The following is an 18,921-nucleotide window of genomic DNA, read 5'->3' as shown; positions in this document are numbered from 1 at the left end:
ACATGTCAATGGCCAGTGGACCACAGCGCGGTGAGGCCGTCGAATCAATTATTCTGTCTGATTTGGCCGGTACCAGCGGATTCCATGCCTATTCCGATTGAAGGCAGATTCCGGCCCAGCCACGCAGAGATCCGGCTGACGGCGCATCACTCGTGATCCGCCTTCAGCCTATGCCGGTGGGCTGCCTGCTTTGCCCGGTTGCCGCACATCGCCATGCTGCACCAGCGCCGCCGGTGGCCACGGGTGTGGTCGGCAAAAAGCAACGTGCAGACCGGTCCCTCGCAGGCCTTCACTGTGGAGAAATCCTCGGTGCAGACGAATTGCGCCAGTGCTTCGCCGACCGGCAGCAGCAGTGCATCGGGCGAGCGCCATTTGCGCATCGGCTGAAGCGCCAGCGTCTCGTGCCCATCGGCGTGACTTGCCACGATGCGGCTGAAGCCCTCGTTGCGTTCGAGCAGGCGGTTCAACGGCTCCAGCTCGTTCAGGGCATTTGCCGGGAGTGGGCGGCCCTTGCGGGTGCGGACGAAATCCCTGAACCACTCGCGCAGATGCCTTGCCTGATCGGCAACATTGTCGAGTTCGCCGGGCAAGGCCTGCGCCCGCATCGCCTCCAGCGTTTCGTGAGGAACGAGTGCTGCTTGCTCCAGCCAGCGCAGCAGGCCTTCGCCGTCGTCGATCCAATCGACCGGCGTATCGACCGGTGTCGCGATCGAATTCAGAAAATCCAGCCCCAGCGCATCGCCAATGAAAAGGGCGGGTGAGCGGTTGCCCATCATAACTCCTGTTCCGGCCGCCGTGACACCAAGTGTGGGCGGCCTCTTGAAGACATAATTGACATGTAACCTGTTCGAATGGTCTTGACAAGTTATGCGATCCAATAGTAACCGTTATATCAGCATTGGATAGGTTACTTAATGTCATCAGGACGCAGAGGAGAAGGCCGATGTCCCGAGAGAATGTGAATGTTGTGCTGGTCCATGGCGCTTGGGCTGATGGTTCGAGCTGGTCGAAGATCATCCAGCTTCTGGCTGCCGAAGGCTTGACGGTGGTGGCAGCGCCGCTGCCGCTGACCTCCTTCAGTGACGATGTCGCGGCACTCGATCGCGCACTGGAGCGGTTGACGGGGCCAGTGGTTCTCGTCGGCCATGCCTATGCCGGCGCGGTGATCGCCGCGACCAGGGAAGAGAAGGTCAAGGGGCTTGTCTATATAGCGGCGCTGGCGCCCGACGAGGGCGAGACGGTGGCCGATATTTTCTATCGCGGCACGCCGCATCCGCAGGCGCCGAAGCTTTCGCCGGACAATCACGGCCTGATCTACCTGCCGGAGGAGGCCTTCGCCTCGGCATTCGCCCAGAATGCGACTGATGAGGAGCAGGCGGTACTGGCCGCCGTGCAGCGGCCGATTTCGCCGGCCTGCATCACTGTCCCCGTGTCGCGCCCGCTCTGGAAGGACCGCTCGGCCTGGTTCCTGGTCGCCGAACAGGACCGGATGATCGTTGCCGACAACCAGCGCTTCATGGCCGAGCGGATGCAGGCGCGGGTGCGCTCTCACGCCGCCGACCACACGCCAATCGTTACGGCGCCTGCCGCCGTGCTCGACATCGTCAGGGAGGCGGTCGCCGCAGTAGCAGCGGCCTGAATTCAGCCGTCAAAACATGGGATGAGGAGGAATTGAGATGCACGGACAGAAGATGACGACGGAGCGCGTGAGCGCGTTTTCGGACGCTCTGATCGCGGTGATCATGACCATCATGGTGCTGGAGCTGAAGGCGCCCGAGTCCCCTGAAATCACAGCCATGCTTGCGCTCTGGCCGACCCTGGTCAGCTACGCCTTGAGCTACCTGTTCATCGCGATCATCTGGATCAACCACCATCATTTGCTACGGCTGGTGCATTTTGCATCGACCCGGCTGATCTGGATCAATTTCGTGCACCTGTTCCTGGTGTCGCTGTTGCCGTTCACCACAGCCTGGATGGCGAGGACCGACCTCGCGCCGATGCCGGTTGCCGTCTACGCCGCCGTCTTCGTGCTGGTGAATGCCGCCTATCTCATGTTCGAGCGCGAGATCCTGGCGCATGTCGAGACGGATGCCATGCCTGAGCAAGCCCGCCGGCTGGCGCGCCGTCGAACCCTCGTTGGCCTGGCGATCTTTGCCCTGGCGGGGCTTGTTGCCCCCTTCGTACCGCTCCTCGGCTTCTTCCTGATCTGCTGCGCCCTCGTTCTCTATCTCCAGCCGGAGATCTTCAGCAGCCGCCTGCAAGGGCAGGCGGAATAACCACACGGAAAATATCAAACAAGTTATCAACGCAAAGGAGGTGGCATGAAAGAGGCCGCGCCCGTTGAGAGAACGGATCACTGAGATGCAGATGATGATCGAGGGACAGTCACACTTCCAGCCTTTCGGCTTATCCTATTGGGGTTTCGAAGATCTCAATAAGGGAGTTGGAAGCATGACTGCCTCTTATGTATACCATATCGGGGTCGACTATCACAAATCCTACAGCCACCTGGTGGTTCAGGACAGCAGCGGCAAGACGCTGAGATCCGGCCGGGTGAAGAACGACCGACAGTCGCTGGGCGGGTTTCTCGAACGCTATCGGGAGAACTCGCATGCGGTTGTCGAAGCGACGCGCAACTGGATGGTGATGTACGACTGGCTCGACGACATTTGTGATGATGTCGTTCTCGCCCATCCGCTGAAGGTTAAAGCGATCGCCGACGCCAAGATCAAGACCGACAAGATCGACGCGACGGTGCTGGCACATCTGCTCAGAGCCGACCTGGTACCCGAAGCCTGGGCGCCAAGCGAGAGATCGCGGGACCTTCGCGTCGCGCTGCGCGAGCGGATGTTTTACGTGCGCCTGCGCACGATGACCAAGAACCGCATCGTCACGGTGTTCGACCGCTATCCGGAGCAGACGGCGCAGTTGAAGAAGCTTGGCGATTTGTTTGGCAAGGCCGGCCGCGTCCAATTGGCTCAAGTGAACGTCTCGGAGATCGACCGCATCCAGATTGACCGTGGTCTCGCCTTCATCGGCGACATCGACATGCGGATCAAACAGTCGGAAGCGACGATCCGGGCGATGACCAAGGCCAATGCCAACGTCAAGCTGTTGAAGACGATCCCCGGCATCGGCGAGTTCTTCGCCCGGCTGATCGATGCGGAGATCGACAACATATCGCGGTTCCGCCACCCGAAGAAGCTTGCCGCCTATGCCGGGCTTGTGCCGTCGACCTATTCCTCCGGCGGCAAGACCTTCCACGGCAAGATCATCAAGCAGGGCAACAAGTGGCTGCGCTGGGCCTTCGTCGAGGCGGTAACACCTGCCATCGCCAGCGATCCGCAGCTGCGCGCCCAATACGAGCATCTGAAGATCAAAGGAGTAAACAAGGCGCGGGTTGCCATCGCGCGCAAGCTTTTGACGATCGCCTTCCAGATCCTGCGTGACCAGCGCGCCTACGAGCCGCGCGGCACCGCCACCATGGAAGGCGCGTCGACGATATCCCGGTTGTCCTGATGGCAGTCTAGCGAGCCCGGCAGGACTGGGCTGCGCTTCTCAAGGAGAATGGGAAACCGGGAGCCGAACGCCACTCTGTGACCGAAGCCCCAGGCATCAGGTCACGCATTGGAGACTGGTTCAAGAACCGAAGGACAGCAAAGCGATCTGTCCGGCGGAAAGAGAGACTTTGCCGATCGGTGCGAATGCCGGTCAAAACTTAACCGAACCCAAGGAAAAGCCGCCAAATGGTGGTGTTCTGCCCCTTGCGTTCTTTCATTGGAGACTGTCATGTCCACCATCAGATACCGCACCACCGACGTCGATGGCTTCAAGATCTTCTATCGTGAGGCAGGTTCGCCGGATGCTCCGAAGCTGCTTTTGCTGCACGGCTTTCCGAGCGCCGGCCACATGTTCCGCGACCTGATTCCGCTGCTGGCCGACCGCTTCCACATCGTCGCGCCCGATCTTCCGGGCTTCGGACAATCCGACCTGCCGGCGCGGCCTGCCACCTTCGACGGGATCGCGGCGACGATCGACCGCTTCACCGAAATCGTCGGCTTCGACCGTTACGCCGTCTATGTGTTCGACTACGGCGCACCGACGGGCTTCCGCCTCGCCGTGAAGCATCCCGATCGGATCACGGCGATCATCTCACAGAACGGCAATGCCTATGTCGAGGGCTTGAGCGACGGCTGGAACCCGATCCAGGCCTATTGGGAGGACGCCTCCGAGGAGAACCGCAATGCGCTGAAAGCGATGCTCCAGCCGGAGGCGACGATCTGGCAATATACCCACGGCGTCGCCGATCCGACCACGGTTTCGCCCGATGGCTATTCGCTCGACAATTTCTATCTGGCCCGGCCTGATGTTGAGGATGTGCAGCTTGATCTTTTCGGCGACTACAAGAGCAATGTCGCGCTCTACCCTGCCTTCCAGGAGTATTTCCGCACCCACAAGCCGCCGTTCCTGGCCGTGTGGGGCAAGAACGATCCGTTCTTCCTGCCGCCCGGCGCCGAAGCCTTCAAGCGCGATAATCCCAATGTGGTCGTCCGCTTCCTCGACACCGGCCATTTTGCGCTGGAAACGCACGCCGCCGAGATCGCGGCCGCGATCCGCGATTTTCTGGCCCGCTGACGGAAAACCCGGCCACGGCCCTCCGGAAGGGGGGCCGTGGCTCTCGCCAACAGGAGATCTGCCATGTCGAACTCAGTAGCCATCATTACCGGCGCCAGCCAGGGCATCGGCCAGGCAACGGCGCTGCGCCTGGCGCGCGATTTTTCGGCGCTGGTGCTGGTCGCCCGCAACCGCGCCAACCTTGAGGAGACCGCGCAAGCGGTGAGGGCGGTCGGCGCGCAGGCCCTCGTCATCGGCGCCGACCTTGCTGAGCCGGCGGCGGCGCAGGCCGTGGTCGATCAGGCGCTCGGTGCCCTCGGCCGCATCGATGCGCTGCTTAACATCGCCGGCGCGGTGCCGCAGATCGATCTTTTCGAAATGACCGACGCCCAGTGGGAGGGCGGACTGGCTCTGAAGCTGCATGGCGCGCGGCGCCTGACGATCGCGGCATGGCCGCCGTTGAAAGAGACCAAGGGCTCCGTCGTCCTGATGTCGGGCAATTCGGCGGTATTTCCGAAGGCACCCTATGCAGCGGTCGGAACGATCAATGCCGCCATTGTGGCGCTGGCCAAGGCCTTTTCCGATCGCGGTATCGCCGATGGCGTGCAGGTCAACAGCGTACTGCCCGGTCCCGTCATGACCGGCCGGCGCCGTTCCTATCTCAAGCACTGGGCGCCGCTGCACGGCCTGACCGTAGAAGAGGCGACCGCCAATTTCCCCGAGCAAGCAGGCATCGCCCGCTACGGCGAACCGGAGGAAATCGCCGAGCTGATGGCGTTCCTGGTATCGCCGGGCGCCCGCTGGATGACCGGCTCGACGCTGCGCATGGATGGCGGCGAGGTGAAGTCGATCTGATGTGGGCGACGGCGGGATTGCCCGCCGTCTTCATCGCCTGTTGTTCTTCTGCTCGTCGAGCCGCTGTCACGCGGCAAGAGCGGCGCGGGTTTTGCCGATCGTCAGAGCCGCCTTTGCTGCTTCACGGCCCTTCTCGACGAAATGTGCGCGGTAGATCTGCTTGTGGTGCTCGGTTTCCTGATACTGATGCGGCGTCAGCGACACGGAAAGTACCGGTACGCCCGTATCCATGCCGGCGCGCATCAGCCCATCGACGACGGCCTGGGCGACGAATTCGTGGCGGTAGATTCCGCCGTCGACGACGAAGGCCGCGGCAATGACGGCGCCGTAACGCCCGGTTGCCGCAAGATCGCGGGAGAGCAGCGGCATCTCGAATGCGCCGGGAACATCGAACACGTCGACCTGCTCGGGCGGAACGAGCTGGTAGAAACCATCAAGGGCGCGGTCGACGATGTCGGCGTGCCAGCTGGCTTTGACGAAGGCGTAGCGGGTGGGTGTCACGGTAATCTCCTTTGGCGAACAGACACATCACCCAAGGCGATCACGAACGTTCCCGACAGCCGCAAGGGCGGCAGGAACGCACGTTCTCTTTCATCCGGACTATGACCGTCGGCTCAGGCATCTCACCTGATCTGCTGACCCTTCCTGAGAAGGCGCTCGCGGGCTCGCAATCAAAATTGCATACCGCCGGTAGGGACTTTCACCCCGCCCTGAGAACGGCGCGAACAATAGGGGGAAGGCGACTGGCTGGCAATAGGTCGAAATGCTTTCGCGGCCGGAGCTGGATCAGGGCTCCGCAAGCGGCGATTTCGCTCGTTTGTCGATGGCGACGGGCAATCCCTCTTGCGGAGGAGGAGCTTGCGCCTACATGCTCTCTGTGAGGACATCCACGTCAGAAGCACGACAAGACAGGACGCGCTGTCTCCGCCTGGGCGGGGCCGTGACAACCATGGGAGAGAGTGATGCCAGAATCTTTCGTCGTTCACCGCGAGGCGCATATCGCGGCGCCGCCGGCTGCGGTGTTTGCACTGATGACCGATCCGGAGAAGATCCTGCGCTGGATGGGAACAGAAGCGCAGGTCGAGCCGCAGCCCGGCGGGCTCTATCTCGTCAACGTCACCGGCGCCCGCTTTGCACGCGGCTCGTTTCGTGAGGTGGTGCCGGTTCATCGCCTTGCTTACAGCTTCGGCTGGGACGGCAGCGAAGTGGTGCCGCCAGGGTCGAGCTTGGTCGAGATCGACCTGATCGAGCAGGGAGGCGGAACGCTGCTGCGGCTCACCCATAGCGGCCTGCCCAGCGCCGACCAATGCGCCGGCCATGCGGAAGGCTGGGCGCATTACCTCGAGCGGCTGACCGAAGTCGCCGCCGGGCGTGATCCAGGTCCCGACCCTTTTTACGGCAGGACGTAGCCCGGCTTTTCCACCTTCGACATCGCGCGCTGCCAGAACAGGATGATTTTAGACTGGATCAACCCAAAGTCTGAATCCTGTTCTAAATTAAAGAGTTAGAGCACGATTTCGTCCGAAACCGCTCACATTTTTCGGCATCACGCTCTAGCGCCAAACATGAACGCGCAGTTCATCTCCAGTTCAATTTAGCGGCCATAAAGTAGGGGCGGCTGGATTGAAATGGAGTTCTCGATGAAAGCACTTTCTATCGCGGCTGCCTTGCTCGTTGGCGGCCTCTCGATCGGTACCGCGGAGGCGATGCCGATGGGGACAATCAAAGTCCAGAGCAACGTCACAAAGGTCGACTACGCCTGCGGTCGCGGATGGCATCTGACGCGCTGGGGTGAATGCCGGCGAAACTGGAGACGCCCGCCGCCGGTAGCTTTCTACGGTGGTCCGCCCCGCTGGGGTTGGGAGCGGCGTCACCGGGATTGGGATGGCCCGCGCTGGCGCCATGAGAGGCGCTGGGATCGCGACCGGCGTTGGCGGGATGATGACTAAAGGTCTCGCTTAGATGTAAATGGACGAAGGCCGGAGCGATTTTCGCCCGGCCTTTTCTCATAAAACAGCTTCGCCGACGCTGACAGCCAGCGTTCTTGCGATTTGCCCGAGAGGGTCAGATCCTGCTGACGAGCCAGTGCGTGTCGTCGATCAATTCCTCGAGCTCGACGGGATCCTTGACGCCGAATTCGAACCATTCGACGAGTTCTTTCGCCTTGCGGCTGCTTTCCTCCGCCGTCAGCTCGACCTGATACCTTTCGCACCATCGCCGAAGGATCGACGTCAGCAGCGTCATGTCATTCCCATCCAGCGGATCTTTTGGCCAGAATATCGTGCCCATCGCACCCCTCAATCACACGATGACGAACGGCCCTATAATGGAATCAAAGTCGCGCAAGTTTAAAGTGTTTATTTTTTGTTTTCCACCGCAGTGGATGGTTTTTCGACAGGGGAGTGGACGCACTTTTGGGGTGACAGGTTGAGTCGATGGGAATGTCCTCACGGACACCCGTGGCGTGTCCTGATGAACGTGCAGGATATCTGCTTGTCGAACCCGGGATGACCGCAAGCGGTCACTCCGGGGATGTCCTTGCGGCTGCCCCGGTGAGCGTGCGATGTTAAGCTATGGATCTGCCGTCCCCCCTTGCCTGGCTGGTTGACGAGGCCGGCGCCTCGCCTGGTCCCGAACGGTTTCTGGCCGAACTCGGGCGCAGGCTGCTGGCCGATGGCCTGCCGCTTTCCGGCGGCGCGCTGACCCTTTCGGTGCCGCATCCGATCATAGCGCGGCGCACCTGGCTGTGGCGCGCCGAGACCGGTGCTGTCATCGAGGCGTTAGCCTTTGCCGCGGCTCCGCAGAGCGAGGCTGGGCGCGAGTGGCTGGCCGGGCTCGGGCCGGTATGGGAGGCCAGGATCGGGCCTACGCAGGATAATCAGGCATTGGACAGCCCGCTGCTTGGCTGGGCGGGGGTTGCAAACGGGGTAGGGGGCAGCGCATTCGGCCCGGCCGAGGCTGGCCTGCTGCACGAAGTTGCGCGTTTTTCTGCAGCCCCGCTCGCCGCTTTGGCGGCGCGGGAGGCGCGGGCCGCGCTGCTTGAAGCCTATCTCGGCCGGCGCAGCGCCGCCCGGGTGCAGGCCGGCGCGCTTGCCCGCGGCACCGGCGAGACCATCCGCGCAGCCCTTCTCTGCGCCGATCTGCGCGACTTCACCGCGCTCTCCGAGGTGACCGAGCCTCACGTGATGATCACCGTACTGGACGCCTGGTTCGACCGTGTCGCGGGCGCCGTGCATGCCTTCGGGGGCGAGGTGCTGAAGTTCATCGGCGACGGCGTGCTGGCGATCTTTCCGGTCACGGCTACGTCGAGCGAGAGCGACGCTGCCCGAGGGGATCGCGAGGCCTGCGAGGCCGCGCTGCGCGCGGTCGCCGCCAGCCGCGCGGGCATGGCCCACCTCGATCAGGTGCGCCAGGCGCAGGGGCTGGCGCCGCTGCCCTTCGGCGCAGCACTGCATTTCGGCGAGATCCTGTGGGGGAATATTGGTGCTGCCGACCGGCTGGATTTCACCGCCATCGGCCCCGCCGTCAATCTGGTCAGCCGGCTGGAAGGGCTGTGCAAGCCGCTCGGCCGAAGTGTGCTGATCTCGGGCGCAGTGGCGGCGAATACGGCAACGGCCCTGATGCCGCTCGGAGAGCACACCTTGCGCGGCATCGCCGCCCCTTGCGCGGTCTTCACCCTGCCTGAGGATTGAGCCGCGGACAGGGCAGTTGCATTTATGCAAAGAAAGCTTTGCAAAGATATCTTTGCAATAGTAGGCTTCCGGCATGAAAAATCCGCGCCCGCCGCCTGCTCAATCCGTCACCGCACCCCGCACCCTCAGCCGCGTCGTGCCCGATCCAACCGCGCTGAAGGCGCTGACGCATCCTGTCCGGCTGCGCATGCTCGGCATGCTGCGGGTCGATGGACCCGCCACGGCGACGCAGCTTGCGGCGCGGCTCGGGCTGAATAGCGGCGCGACCAGCTATCACCTGCGTCAGCTCGCCCAATACGGCTTCATAGAGGAAGCGCCGCATGCTTCGCGGCGCGACCGCTGGTGGCGCGCCAGCCACGAGCTCACCTCGGTGCCGGCAAGCGAGGTTGAGGGCGAAGCGCTGGATCTCGATCTCGCCTTCAACCAGGCGATACTCTCTCTGCAGGTCGGCCAGATGCAGCAGGCGCTGGAGGAATATGCCGAGCTGCCGGCGGAATGGCGCAAGGCGAGTACGGCCAGCGATATCATCATCCCGATGACGGCCGAACAGGCCGAAGCCCTGACCAAGCGGCTGACCGATACCATTCTCGAAGCGATGCGGGTGGCTCCGCCTCTGGGGGAGCTGGCACGCCCGGATATGGTTCCTTTCTCGATCATGCTGCACGCCTTTCCCTATCCGGGCCGGCTCCCGCATCGCGAGGGGGATGATGGGTCATGAGGAGCGGCCGGCCATTCCTGGCGCTTGCCGCGGCCGAGACGCTTTCGCTTTCCGGCACGCGGCTGTCGACCATCGCTATTCCCTGGCTGGTGCTGAGCACGACGGGCAGCCCCGTTTTAACCGGGCTGACGGCGATGATGGAAATGCTGCCCTATGTCGCCGCCAAGGCGCTCAGTGGGCCGCTGATCGACCGCGTCGGCCCGAAGCGCATCGCTGTCGTCTGCGACACCGCGTCGGTGGCCGTGGTGATGCTGGTGCCGCTGCTCGATTGGCTCGGCCTGCTTGATATGTCGCTGCTGCTGCCTGTCGTCTTTGCCATGGGTGTGCTGCGCGGTCCATCCGATGCTGCCAAACAGGCGATGGTGCCCGATATTGCCGAATTGGCGGCGGTGCCGCTCGAGCGGGTGACCGGCCTCGTTGGCGCCATCGAGCGGCTGGCCTCGACCGCGGGTGCGGCCGGCGCCGGCGCGCTGATCGGCCTGATCGGCCCGGGCCAGGCGCTGGTGGTCAATGCCGTCACCTTCGCCGCCGCTGCGCTGATTGTGGGAGTAGGCATCCCCGGATTGCGGCGCGTCCCCGAGCCGCGCTGCATGCCGGAACCATGCGGCCTGCCCGAGGCCCGGCTGGGCGGGATGTCCTCCTATCTCGGCGATCTCAGGGAAGGCTGGCGCTTTCTGCGCGGCGACGCGGTGCTCGTCAGCATCGTCATCATGGTGGCGACCACCAACCTGCTGGACCAGGCCTATCACGCGGTGCTGCTGCCCGTCTGGACGCAGAGCTCAGGCCATGGCCCGGAATTGCTGGGGGCGATGTTTTCGGCCTTCACCGGCGCCTCGATCGCGGGTGCTGCGATTGCCGCTGCGATCGGCGAGCGGATGCCGCGCCTGATGGTTTATACCGTGGCCTTCCTGCTGACCGGATTTCCGCGCTTTCTCGTTATTGCGCTGGATGCGCCGCTTCCGCTCATCTTCCTCACCCTGGCAATCGCAGGATTTGCCTCGGGCTTCCTCAATCCGATCCTGTCGGCGGTGATCTTCGAGCGCATCCCCAAGCCGCTGACCGGCCGCGTCACCGCGATGAACGCCGCCCTCTGCTTCGCGCTCATCCCCTTCGGCGGCCTCGTCGGCGGCGCACTGATCAGCATGATCGGCCTCGCCGCGGCACTCTCGCTCACTGGGCTCGCCTATCTCGCCGCAACCCTCTTTCCCTTGGCGCTGAAGAGCTTTCGCGGCTTCGACAAGCCTATCACCCAGAGCTAGCGTCGCGGTTGCGTGCCTGGCCCTGGTCCCCAAGCTCCTCGACCATCAGATCGATGAAGCGGCGGACACGCGGTTCCAGCAGGCGCTTGTCGGGATAGAGAACGGCCATCTTTGCGTCGTCAGTTTCGAGGCTGGGCAGGACCTGCCGGAGGCGCCCGGCGACGAGATCGTCGGCGACGAGAAAATCGGGAAGGAGGGCAATCCCCAGTCCCGCCAGGGCGGCGTCGCGGATTGCCTCTGCGCTGTCGAGCCTCAGACGGCTGCGCCCTTGCGCTTTGACCCAGGGACCGCCTTCACCGCGAAAGCGCCAGCCCTGCCTTTGATTGCGGCTGGCAAAAATCAGGCAGTCGTGGGCCGTGATATCGTCGATATCGCCCGGCTCGCCGCGCTCGGCAAGGTACGACGGCGAGGCGCAGAGCCGCGCCTTGTAGCTGGCGATGACGCGCGAGACCAGGCGGGTGTCCAACGTCGTCGTTGCGCTGATCCGGATCGCCAGGTCGAAGCCTTCCTCGTCGATGTCGGCCAGGCGATCGGTGAAGCTCACTTCGACCTGGATGTCGGGCCAGGTCCGAAGATATTTTTCAAGCAGAGGCAGCATGACGAGCCGCCCGAAGGCATCGGGAACGGTGAGCCTGAGAACGCCTCGCGGCGTGCTGTTCTGCCCTGCCACGCTCGCCTCCGCCTCGTCGACCGATGCAAGGATCTGCAGCCCGCGCTCGTAGAACATCCGGCCTTCGTCGGTCAGGCTCAGCGTTCTCGTTGTGCGGTTGAGCAGGCGCGCGCCGAGCCGGTCTTCCAGGCGGATGACCGCCTTGCCTGCCGCCGAACGGGACAGGCCCATGGCCTGGCCGCCGGCGATAAAGCTCCCCGCATCGACGACGGCCATGAAGATCAGGATATCGTTCAGGTTCGTACGCGGCATGAAGCAACTCGAGCGGTTCGGCTACGTCAATAAGTCGGGCAGTGATGGGATCGTTCAAGGCCCGGACCATCAACGCCCATCGCGGCAGTAAGGTCCCCACGCTTCGCTTCTATGTAGACGTCCCTTCGCCAATCAACCTGCTATAGCAGCCATCGCACCGGATCGCAGGTCAAAGATGGGCACTGGAAAAGCCGGGCTACAGCATGTCGCCGAGGCTCCAGTGGTTGTTCCATCGGACGTCGATCTCGTCGTCGACATTCTGATATCTTATGTCGGTGGAGAGGCGCAGCCGCCGGCTGCGGTCCTGGTTGGTGGTCGAGGCATGGATCATGTAGGGCGAGTGGAGCACCACGTCACCGGCCTCATAATCGGCGGCGAGCCAGCGGGTGTCGAAGCGCTCCGCCATACCAGGGAGATCCTTCGAGACCCAGCCGCCTTCCGCCATGTGGCTGTTATAGGCGCTGATCCGCTCTTCCGGAGAAAGATCGCCGCTTGCGGCCTGGAACTCGGCTTCCATCTTGACGCCCAGTGCGTGCGAGCCTTCGAGGTAAACCAGGCCGCCCATCTCGGTGGGGATGTCGCCGATTGGAATCCAGGCCGTCACCAGGCGGCTGGTGCCGCCGCGGAGATAGACGAGATCGTAGTGGGCGGGCGTGGCCGCCGGGGATCCCGGCTGGATGAAACGCATGAGCTTGCGCTTGTGCAAATAGGAGATGCCCTGCAGGAAATCGTCCATGAAGCGGGCGAGCGGCGGTTGCGCACAGAAGCCTTCATAGGCGGCTGAGCGGACGAGCGACATCAGGCGCCGGTCCGCCAGGCTCCTGTCGAAGCCACCGGCAGAAGCGATGCCCAGAGAAAAATCGCTGCCGGGCTCGACCAGTCCGGTTTCGGCGAGATGTTCGAAGACCCAGCGGCGGAAGTCGATCACGCCAGCCTTCGGCAGAAGGCCTTTCAGCCAGACATAGCCATCGTCCTGGTAGCGGCGGCGGATGGCGTCGACACCGATGGCGGGATCGGTCGGCGTGAGCAAGCCCGTCCGCTCCACAGGCAAGGTCTTGCCATGGGCGGCAAGGGGAAATTCCGGCTTTCGGACCCTCATGACCTCCGCAGCAATTGACATTTCACTCCTCCGTCGTTTGAGTTGGCTTGTCATCAATTACCTGATCCGGCACGCCAACCGACATAGAGGAAATTCATAGCTGGACTTTTCGCTCATCATGAGAAACACCGAAGCCATCTATAGAACGCCGCTTGCCGCTGCCGGTGGACTTGCTGTCACCGGCAGCGGCAGGCAGCAGGCTCGCCGCGCGGTGACGGAGCGGAAACTGCCGAGTTTCGCCGTCGTCCTGGTAGAGCGCGGGCAGGGCTGGCTGGAAACCGCCGCCAGCGGCCGCCTGAGCCTGACCGGACCTGCGCTGTTCTGGCTGTTTCCCAACCGGGTGCATTCCTATGGCCCCGACGAAGGCGGCTGGGACGAGCGCTGGGCGCTTTTCGAAGGATCATTCACGCGGGACTTCGTCCGGTTGAGGCTCATGACCGAGCGACAGCCCGTCGTGGCCTTGCATCACGTAGATGAGATGGCGCGGCTATTCGGCATCCTGCATGCCGACCTGCTCGACGATACCAACCTCGGGCCGGCATCGGCGGCCTTGATGCTGCATCGCATCGTCATATCAGCCGCAAGACAGGCAAGCGGCGCGGCCGATCAGCGCCGAGACAGGCCCGACATGGCCGAAATCGTCGAGACGCTGCGGCAACGCGCAATGCAACCGCTGGACATTACAGCCTTCGCCGCCGAGCACGGCATGTCGCCGGCGACGCTGCGCAGGCGGTTCACGCTCGAAACCGGGCTGCCGCCCAAGGCATTCCAGCTTCGTGCGCGCATGGACCACGCGAAACAGCTCTTGGTAACCACTGACGAGAAGATCGAAACCATCGCCGCCATGGTCGGCCTGAATGACCCGTTTTATTTTTCGCGTGTCTTTCACGAACGCGAGGGCTGCAGTCCTCGCGAATTTCGCGCCAGGTATACCAGGGGTTGAGAGCCCGGCGGCACTGGCCGTATCCCGCTTTCACGAAGTCGTGTATGATGGTGGGACGTTGGAGACGATCTTTCATGGCGTCGGCAAAATCTTCGCCGCGCAGGTCCGATACCGGGTGGAAGGTTTCGCCGTCCGATGCGTGAGCGTCCGGCTTCGCTCGTTGGCGGAGGCCGGGCCGGGAGGGGAAAATGACGTCCAGCGCATCGAATGTCGATCTCGTGCCGTCGAGACCGTCCATCATCCATGCAGCGGTTCAATTGGGAGTCGTCGCGCTTCTGGTCTATGTCTGCGCCAGGATCATGCTGCCGTTCCTCGGCATTCTGCTTTGGTCAGTGATCCTGGCGGTCATGCTTCATCCCTTGCATCTGCGCCTGTCCGACCGGATCGGCAATCGCTGGTCGGCATCTTTCATCGGGATCGTCGGCGTTGCCGTCGTGCTGGTGCCGATGTTCGTCGTGATCACGTCGCTTGGGTCTTCCATTTACTGGCTTGTGTCCAGTTTGCAGAACCATAGCCTGACAATTCCGCCGCCTCCAACGTGGCTTGCCGACCTGCCGGTGGTCGGTACGAAGATCTCGGACGGCTGGTCGCTCGCTGCCGCCAACCTGCCCTCGGCATTGCGTCAATACGGCGAGATGCTGAGTAAGCCTGCTGCGTGGCTCGCATCTTTCGCCGGCGGCCTGGCCTCTGGCGGGCTGTCCTTCGTTCTTTCCATCGCGATCGCCGCCGTGCTTGTCGCTTACGCCAAGGGTGCTGCGGCTTTTGCCCTCAGTCTGCTGGAACTCGTCACCAACAGCAGGGCGCGGGGTGCCCGGCTCGTCCACCTTACCGCCACAACGATCCGGGGCGTGGCGGTCGGCGTGGTCGGTGTGGCGGCGATCCAGTCGATGCTCGTTGGCATTGGCTTTTTCGCCATTGGCGTTCCGGCGGCCGGTGCCCTGACGCTCGTCACGTTTCTATTGGCAGTCGTGCAGATACCACCGCTGCTGCTCACTCTGCCTGTCATGGCCTATGTCTTTGTCACGGAAGCGACAACACCAGCAATCATCTTCGCCATATGGTCTTTCATTGCCGGGCTGAGCGACAATTTGCTCAAACCATTGATGCTCGGCCGTGGATCTGATGTGCCGATGCCGGTCATCCTGGTCGGTGTCATCGGAGGGATGATAGCTGACGGCCTTCTCGGCATATTTGTCGGCCCCGTGCTGCTGGCCGTCGGCTTCGTGTTGCTGATGGAGTGGCTGCATCAGCGCCCGGTCGAGGACGGCCCCCGGATCGAAGGTCCGGCCCCATGATCAAAGTCATTGGTCTCGGCCTGCTTGCGATGGCGATCTGCCTCGCACTCCAGGCGCTGGCTTCGGTGCTGGCCGCGCGTTATTTTGCTCACGCGCGCACGCAACCCGTGGGCCGAAAGCCCTGGCGGACGATCTTCGTGCAATTCTCGGTCCTGATGATTGTGCTCATGCTGGGCAATATCTTCCAGGTCGCTTTTTGGGCGCTGTTATATCGCGTGCTCGGTGCCTTCGAAGACTTCGAAACGGCAATGTATTTTTCGGGCGTCACTTTCACGTCGCTCGGTTATGGCGATGTCGTGCTGGATGGCCGTATCCGGCTGCTTGCGCCGCTGCAGGCAGCCAATGGGCTGATGATGTTCGGGATCACGACGGCGCTTTTCTTCTCGGCCATCCAGCAGGCCATGGGGAAATTGGCCCCGGCAAATCAAACCGCGCATGAGCCATAATGTGCCGGAGCAATTCAAAGTGTTACAGCGTCCTTTGCGCGTCTGAAAAGACGCGCGGCGCTGTGGCCGCCGAAGACAGCCTGTCGTGCCGCGGCGTCAGCGCCAACCCATCGCAGGCGCGACGTGGGTGAGGATTGCTTCAATGACATGGGCGTTGTAATCGACGCCAAGCTGGTTGGGGACGGTCAGCAGCAGGGTGTCGGCTTCGGCGATGGCTTGGTCTTCGGCGAGCTGCTTGATCAGGGCGTCGGGCTCGGCGGCGTAGCTGCGGCCGAAGATCGCCCGGGTCTTCTCGTCGATGAAGCCGATCTTGTCCTCACCGTCATTGCCGTAGCCGAAATAGGCGCGGTCGCGGTCGTCGACCAGCGCAAAGATGCTGCGGCTGACCGAGACGCGCGGCTGGCGCGTGTGGCCGGCTTCTTTCCAGGCCTCGCGGTATGCGCGGATCTGGTCGGCCTGCTGGACGTGGAAGGGCTCGCCCGTCTCATCGTCCTTCAGCGTCGAGCTCTGCAGGTTCATGCCGAGCTTGGCCGCCCAGACGGCGGTGGCATTCGAGCTTGCGCCCCACCAGATCCGCTCACGCAGGCCCTCGGAATGCGGCTCGAGGCGCAGGAGGCCGGGCGGGTTTGGAAACATCGGCCGCGAGTTCGGTTTGGCAAAACCCTCGCCGCGCAGCACTTCGAGGAAGACTTCGGCGTGGTGGCGGGCCATGTCGGCCTCGCTCTGGTCTTCGGGCGGGGCATAACCGAAATGGCGCCAGCCATCGATCACCTGTTCCGGCGAACCACGGCTGATGCCGAGCTGCAGGCGGCCGCCGGCGATGAGGTCAGCCGCACCGGCATCTTCAGCCATATAGAGCGGGTTCTCGTAGCGCATGTCGATGACCGCGGTGCCGATCTCGATCCGGTTGGTTCTAGCGCCGACGGCTGATAGCAGTGGGAAGGGGGCGGCCAGCTGGCGGGCAAAATGATGCACGCGGAAATACGCCCCGTCGGCGCCGAGCTCTTCGGCCGCGACGGCAAGGTCAATCGACTGCAGCAGCGCATCGCCTGCCGAGCGCGTCTGCGATTGAGGTGAGGGCGTCCAGTGCCCGAACGAGAGGAAACCGATCTTCTTCATGCCGATGCCGCACCTTGATCTGTTGTATCTGGGGTCGATCGGTCATGGCACAGTTTCGGCCCGGAAGACAATCGTAACCGGATGGCCGAACCGATGAAAACCCATTGACATAAACGTGTGTTACAGCCTCTGCTTAGGCGGCGAGAGCATGGAGTTTTGATGGATCAGCGCAGGGGCTCCTCCTTTTCGGAAACCGACGTTGTCGCAAATTACCGGTATCGCCCACCTTACCCCGACGCCGTATTTCGAAAGCTTCTGGCAATTGCGCCGCGATCACAGCATCTCCTGGATATTGGTTGTGGGCCTGGAAAAATCTCTCGCCCGCTGGCGGGTGCGTTTACAAGTGTCACGGCAGTTGACCCCTCTGAGCAGATGATCGCTCTCGGCAGATCGCTGCCGGGCGGTAACGCGCGGAATATCCGGTGGATAGAAAGTTTCGCCGAGGATTTCCCGACCAACGGTGGACCTTTCGATCTGACGGTTGCAGCGGCAAGCATCCATTGGATGGATCATAGCAGGCTGTTTCCGCATCTTCTGGCAAATGCCGCGCCAGGCCATATCATGGCCGTGATTTCCGGTGACGAGCCGTTCGAGCCTCCATGGCAATCGGATTGGCATTCTTTCCTAAGGAAGTGGGTGCCAGAGGTGGCGGGTCGGCCTTTCGATCACGATAAAAAGTCCGAGGGCATGCGAAGCTACCAGAGCCATCTCAACCTCCATGGCAACGAACACTTCGTATCAGAGCATCCTTTCGAGCAGAGCGTCGAGGATTTCATCTCCTGCCAGCATTCGCGGGATACTTTTGCACCGTCAAAACTTGGCGGCCGCATCGCAAGCTTTGACGCGGAACTTTCCGAACTGCTGCGATCCTATTCGAATGATGATCAGTTGAGTTTCATTGTAGGTACCAGGATCGTCTGGGGCGAGATCAAGCCGATCTGACAAGAGACGTTGCTTGGGTTGGGCGCGATCCCGGTCGCGAGAGACTCGCGACCGGATTCTAATCGTCGCGCCTATCGCGCCGCCTGAAACGCGACCTTGCCGTCGTTCAGGAAACACGTCTTGTCGAACAGTTTCAAGTCAAGCGGGTTCGGCAGCCTGATATCGGCGATATCAGGCAGGGGCTTTTGCGATCGCTCGTAGGATCGGTCGATCTGGGAGATGAAGACCATGATCAGGCCACGCTCGCGGGCGAAAGCCTTCAGAGTGCGGACCTGGACCGAGAGTTCGGGATTCTCCCGTTTCTGGTCGAGCAGTTGGAGATAGTCGATGACGACGAGGGTGCCGCGCGGGGCGGAGGCCAGTTTTTCGGTGATGTAGCCGGCGCTGATGGCGTCGGAGCCGTCGAATTCGAACAGGTGCTGAAATTGCGCCCGATCCACCCCGATGGCGCGAAAGCGATCCTCAACGTTTTCTTCCGTATACTCCAGCGATAAGAACACGCCGGGATGGCCCGTCTTCATCGCCTCGACAGCGAGTTCGAGGCCCATCAGGGTCTTGCCGTGGCCGGGCCGGGCGCCGACGAGTAGCAGGTCGCCGGGCAGCAATCGCTGAAACAATTTGCCGGCGGGCGCTGCCGCCGCTGCTTTTGCCGCAAGCAGGCTCCAGCCGCTATAGCCCTCGTCCCGGGCTATGCGGTCGAGCGCCTGGTGAAGCGGTATGTCCCCGGCGCGGGACAACTGCTTAGCTTTACGCTTCAGGTGATAGATAGGCGCAGACATCTTCATTCGTAAACCTCCTATTGCGAGCGGTTTCCGCAATCCCTCCTTATGCCAGATGCTCGAACAGTCGGTTCGGTGTCAGATGGCCCCACATGACGTCTGCTTTCCCGATGGAGGGGGAGGCGTGGGCTGCGCCAGAATCAGATCATAGCGCAGGACCGGTCGGCCGAAAATCGCCGGCATCGCGTCCTGACGAAAAATCCGTGATGTGCTCAAGCGGAAGCGCAGGGAGTTGCCG

General features: G+C 62.6%; 21 protein-coding genes and 1 riboswitch. Of the genes, 14 read left to right on the top strand and 7 right to left on the bottom strand.

The genetic code is table 11. From position 1 onward, the window contains the following. Nucleotides 1-146 precede the first annotated feature (146 nt). On the bottom strand, nt 147-773 hold the full coding sequence (locus ELH03_RS13445; protein WP_128401545.1) for a CGNR zinc finger domain-containing protein: 627 nt from the start codon (nt 771-773) through the stop codon (nt 147-149). 170 nt (nt 774-943) lie between these two features. Between ELH03_RS13445 and ELH03_RS13440 the strand changes: the two genes are divergently transcribed. The 5 genes from ELH03_RS13440 to ELH03_RS13420 all read left to right on the top strand — a co-directional run bounded on the left by ELH03_RS13440 (nt 944) and on the right by ELH03_RS13420 (nt 5,469). Then, nucleotides 944-1,639, top strand: coding sequence for an alpha/beta fold hydrolase (locus ELH03_RS13440; RefSeq protein WP_128401544.1), 696 nt, complete (start codon nt 944-946; stop codon nt 1,637-1,639). Between the two features lie 37 nt (nt 1,640-1,676). Beyond that, a complete protein-coding gene (locus ELH03_RS13435) occupies nt 1,677-2,276 on the top strand; it encodes a TMEM175 family protein (RefSeq protein ID WP_128401543.1) in 600 nt (199 codons plus the stop codon). Nucleotides 2,277-2,451: 175 nt separating this feature from the next. After that, entirely contained in the window at nt 2,452-3,519 is a 1,068-nt protein-coding gene (locus tag ELH03_RS13430) for an IS110 family RNA-guided transposase (RefSeq protein ID WP_130766408.1), read from the top strand. A 270-nt stretch (nt 3,520-3,789) separates the two neighbouring features. Continuing rightward, the gene (locus ELH03_RS13425; RefSeq protein WP_128410081.1) at nt 3,790-4,635 is read left to right on the top strand and encodes an alpha/beta fold hydrolase; all 846 of its coding nucleotides are present in this window, start codon (nt 3,790-3,792) and stop codon (nt 4,633-4,635) included. A 63-nt stretch (nt 4,636-4,698) separates the two neighbouring features. Continuing rightward, the gene (locus ELH03_RS13420; RefSeq protein WP_128401541.1) at nt 4,699-5,469 is read left to right on the top strand and encodes an SDR family oxidoreductase; all 771 of its coding nucleotides are present in this window, start codon (nt 4,699-4,701) and stop codon (nt 5,467-5,469) included. 66 nt (nt 5,470-5,535) lie between these two features. Here ELH03_RS13420 and ELH03_RS13415 read toward each other — a convergent pair whose 3' ends face one another. Then, nucleotides 5,536-5,970 carry a 6,7-dimethyl-8-ribityllumazine synthase gene (locus ELH03_RS13415; RefSeq protein ID WP_018242719.1) on the bottom strand — a complete coding sequence of 145 codons (435 nt, stop codon included), beginning with the start codon at nt 5,968-5,970 and terminating at the stop codon, nt 5,536-5,538. Between the two features lie 78 nt (nt 5,971-6,048). Then, nucleotides 6,049-6,191: riboswitch (FMN riboswitch) on the bottom strand. Nucleotides 6,192-6,431: 240 nt separating this feature from the next. Between ELH03_RS13415 and ELH03_RS13410 the strand changes: the two genes are divergently transcribed. Together ELH03_RS13410 and ELH03_RS13405 are read left to right on the top strand one after the other, a co-directional pair. After that, nucleotides 6,432-6,878, top strand: coding sequence for an SRPBCC family protein (locus ELH03_RS13410; RefSeq protein WP_128401540.1), 447 nt, complete (start codon nt 6,432-6,434; stop codon nt 6,876-6,878). Between the two features lie 231 nt (nt 6,879-7,109). After that, nucleotides 7,110-7,418, top strand: a complete 309-nt coding sequence (locus ELH03_RS13405) for a GCG_CRPN prefix-to-repeats domain-containing protein (RefSeq protein ID WP_128401539.1) — start codon at nt 7,110-7,112, stop codon at nt 7,416-7,418. A 115-nt stretch (nt 7,419-7,533) separates the two neighbouring features. Here the strand turns inward: ELH03_RS13405 and ELH03_RS13400 are convergent, their stop codons facing one another. Then, on the bottom strand, nt 7,534-7,758 hold the full coding sequence (locus ELH03_RS13400; RefSeq protein ID WP_128407673.1) for a hypothetical protein: 225 nt from the start codon (nt 7,756-7,758) through the stop codon (nt 7,534-7,536). A gap of 284 nt (nt 7,759-8,042) precedes the next feature. Between ELH03_RS13400 and ELH03_RS13395 the strand changes: the two genes are divergently transcribed. From ELH03_RS13395 to ELH03_RS13385, 3 genes are all read left to right on the top strand, one after another. Next, a complete protein-coding gene (locus tag ELH03_RS13395; protein WP_128401537.1) occupies nt 8,043-9,161 on the top strand; it encodes an adenylate/guanylate cyclase domain-containing protein in 1,119 nt (372 codons plus the stop codon). Nucleotides 9,162-9,234: 73 nt separating this feature from the next. Beyond that, on the top strand, nt 9,235-9,879 hold the full coding sequence (locus ELH03_RS13390; RefSeq protein ID WP_128401536.1) for a winged helix-turn-helix domain-containing protein: 645 nt from the start codon (nt 9,235-9,237) through the stop codon (nt 9,877-9,879). Continuing rightward, nucleotides 9,876-11,138, top strand: coding sequence for an MFS transporter (locus tag ELH03_RS13385; RefSeq protein ID WP_128401535.1), 1,263 nt, complete (start codon nt 9,876-9,878; stop codon nt 11,136-11,138). The genes ELH03_RS13390 and ELH03_RS13385 overlap by 4 nt, the downstream gene beginning before the upstream one ends. Here the strand turns inward: ELH03_RS13385 and ELH03_RS13380 are convergent. Both ELH03_RS13380 and ELH03_RS13375 read right to left on the bottom strand, forming a co-directional pair. Further along, the gene (locus ELH03_RS13380) at nt 11,125-12,060 is read right to left on the bottom strand and encodes a LysR family transcriptional regulator (protein WP_128401534.1); all 936 of its coding nucleotides are present in this window, start codon (nt 12,058-12,060) and stop codon (nt 11,125-11,127) included. The genes ELH03_RS13385 and ELH03_RS13380 overlap by 14 nt on opposite strands. 196 nt (nt 12,061-12,256) lie before the next feature. Next, nucleotides 12,257-13,180: a phytanoyl-CoA dioxygenase family protein gene (locus ELH03_RS13375; RefSeq protein ID WP_128410078.1), complete on the bottom strand. Its 924-nt coding sequence runs from the start codon at nt 13,178-13,180 to the stop codon at nt 12,257-12,259. A 97-nt stretch (nt 13,181-13,277) separates the two neighbouring features. On the opposite strand from ELH03_RS13375, the gene ELH03_RS13370 reads away from it, so the two are divergent. The 3 genes from ELH03_RS13370 to ELH03_RS13360 all read left to right on the top strand — a co-directional run bounded on the left by ELH03_RS13370 (nt 13,278) and on the right by ELH03_RS13360 (nt 15,843). After that, nucleotides 13,278-14,102, top strand: a complete 825-nt coding sequence (locus ELH03_RS13370) for a helix-turn-helix transcriptional regulator (RefSeq protein ID WP_128401532.1) — start codon at nt 13,278-13,280, stop codon at nt 14,100-14,102. Between the two features lie 188 nt (nt 14,103-14,290). Then, a complete protein-coding gene (locus ELH03_RS13365; RefSeq protein WP_128401531.1) occupies nt 14,291-15,397 on the top strand; it encodes an AI-2E family transporter in 1,107 nt (368 codons plus the stop codon). After that, nucleotides 15,394-15,843: a potassium channel family protein gene (locus tag ELH03_RS13360; RefSeq protein WP_128401530.1), complete on the top strand. Its 450-nt coding sequence runs from the start codon at nt 15,394-15,396 to the stop codon at nt 15,841-15,843. Before ELH03_RS13365 ends, ELH03_RS13360 begins: the two co-directional genes overlap by 4 nt. A gap of 96 nt (nt 15,844-15,939) precedes the next feature. Here ELH03_RS13360 and ELH03_RS13355 read toward each other — a convergent pair whose 3' ends face one another. After that, nucleotides 15,940-16,962 (bottom strand): LLM class flavin-dependent oxidoreductase, encoded by a 1,023-nt coding sequence (locus tag ELH03_RS13355; protein ID WP_128410077.1) that lies wholly within the window; start codon nt 16,960-16,962, stop codon nt 15,940-15,942. Between the two features lie 159 nt (nt 16,963-17,121). Here ELH03_RS13355 and ELH03_RS13350 point away from each other — a divergent pair, with 159 nt between their 5' ends. Then, on the top strand, nt 17,122-17,904 hold the full coding sequence (locus tag ELH03_RS13350; protein WP_128401528.1) for a class I SAM-dependent methyltransferase: 783 nt from the start codon (nt 17,122-17,124) through the stop codon (nt 17,902-17,904). Nucleotides 17,905-17,975: 71 nt separating this feature from the next. Here ELH03_RS13350 and ELH03_RS13345 read toward each other — a convergent pair whose 3' ends face one another. Beyond that, entirely contained in the window at nt 17,976-18,689 is a 714-nt protein-coding gene (locus ELH03_RS13345) for a DNA helicase (protein ID WP_128401527.1), read from the bottom strand. Nucleotides 18,690-18,921 lie beyond the last annotated feature (232 nt).

Origin of the sequence: Rhizobium beringeri (genome assembly GCF_004306515.1) — a bacterium.
Taxonomy (GTDB): domain Bacteria; phylum Pseudomonadota; class Alphaproteobacteria; order Rhizobiales; family Rhizobiaceae; genus Rhizobium; species Rhizobium beringeri.
The sequence above is the reverse complement of the archived record's forward strand: the minus strand, read 5'-3'. Positions and strand labels throughout refer to the sequence as shown.

Coding starts and splice junctions, on each gene's coding strand:
- ELH03_RS13445 (WP_128401545.1), bottom strand. CDS start 773: ATGGGCAACCGCTCACCCGCCCTTTTCATTGGCGATGCGCTGGGGCTG.
- ELH03_RS13440 (WP_128401544.1), top strand. CDS start 944: ATGTCCCGAGAGAATGTGAATGTTGTGCTGGTCCATGGCGCTTGGGCT.
- ELH03_RS13435 (WP_128401543.1), top strand. CDS start 1,677: ATGCACGGACAGAAGATGACGACGGAGCGCGTGAGCGCGTTTTCGGAC.
- ELH03_RS13430 (WP_130766408.1), top strand. CDS start 2,452: ATGACTGCCTCTTATGTATACCATATCGGGGTCGACTATCACAAATCC.
- ELH03_RS13425 (WP_128410081.1), top strand. CDS start 3,790: ATGTCCACCATCAGATACCGCACCACCGACGTCGATGGCTTCAAGATC.
- ELH03_RS13420 (WP_128401541.1), top strand. CDS start 4,699: ATGTCGAACTCAGTAGCCATCATTACCGGCGCCAGCCAGGGCATCGGC.
- ELH03_RS13410 (WP_128401540.1), top strand. CDS start 6,432: ATGCCAGAATCTTTCGTCGTTCACCGCGAGGCGCATATCGCGGCGCCG.
- ELH03_RS13405 (WP_128401539.1), top strand. CDS start 7,110: ATGAAAGCACTTTCTATCGCGGCTGCCTTGCTCGTTGGCGGCCTCTCG.
- ELH03_RS13400 (WP_128407673.1), bottom strand. CDS start 7,758: ATGGGCACGATATTCTGGCCAAAAGATCCGCTGGATGGGAATGACATG.
- ELH03_RS13395 (WP_128401537.1), top strand. CDS start 8,043: ATGGATCTGCCGTCCCCCCTTGCCTGGCTGGTTGACGAGGCCGGCGCC.
- ELH03_RS13390 (WP_128401536.1), top strand. CDS start 9,235: ATGAAAAATCCGCGCCCGCCGCCTGCTCAATCCGTCACCGCACCCCGC.
- ELH03_RS13385 (WP_128401535.1), top strand. CDS start 9,876: ATGAGGAGCGGCCGGCCATTCCTGGCGCTTGCCGCGGCCGAGACGCTT.
- ELH03_RS13380 (WP_128401534.1), bottom strand. CDS start 12,060: ATGCCGCGTACGAACCTGAACGATATCCTGATCTTCATGGCCGTCGTC.
- ELH03_RS13375 (WP_128410078.1), bottom strand. CDS start 13,180: ATGTCAATTGCTGCGGAGGTCATGAGGGTCCGAAAGCCGGAATTTCCC.
- ELH03_RS13370 (WP_128401532.1), top strand. CDS start 13,278: ATGAGAAACACCGAAGCCATCTATAGAACGCCGCTTGCCGCTGCCGGT.
- ELH03_RS13365 (WP_128401531.1), top strand. CDS start 14,291: ATGACGTCCAGCGCATCGAATGTCGATCTCGTGCCGTCGAGACCGTCC.
- ELH03_RS13360 (WP_128401530.1), top strand. CDS start 15,394: ATGATCAAAGTCATTGGTCTCGGCCTGCTTGCGATGGCGATCTGCCTC.
- ELH03_RS13355 (WP_128410077.1), bottom strand. CDS start 16,962: ATGAAGAAGATCGGTTTCCTCTCGTTCGGGCACTGGACGCCCTCACCT.
- ELH03_RS13350 (WP_128401528.1), top strand. CDS start 17,122: ATGGATCAGCGCAGGGGCTCCTCCTTTTCGGAAACCGACGTTGTCGCA.
- ELH03_RS13345 (WP_128401527.1), bottom strand. CDS start 18,689: ATGAAGATGTCTGCGCCTATCTATCACCTGAAGCGTAAAGCTAAGCAG.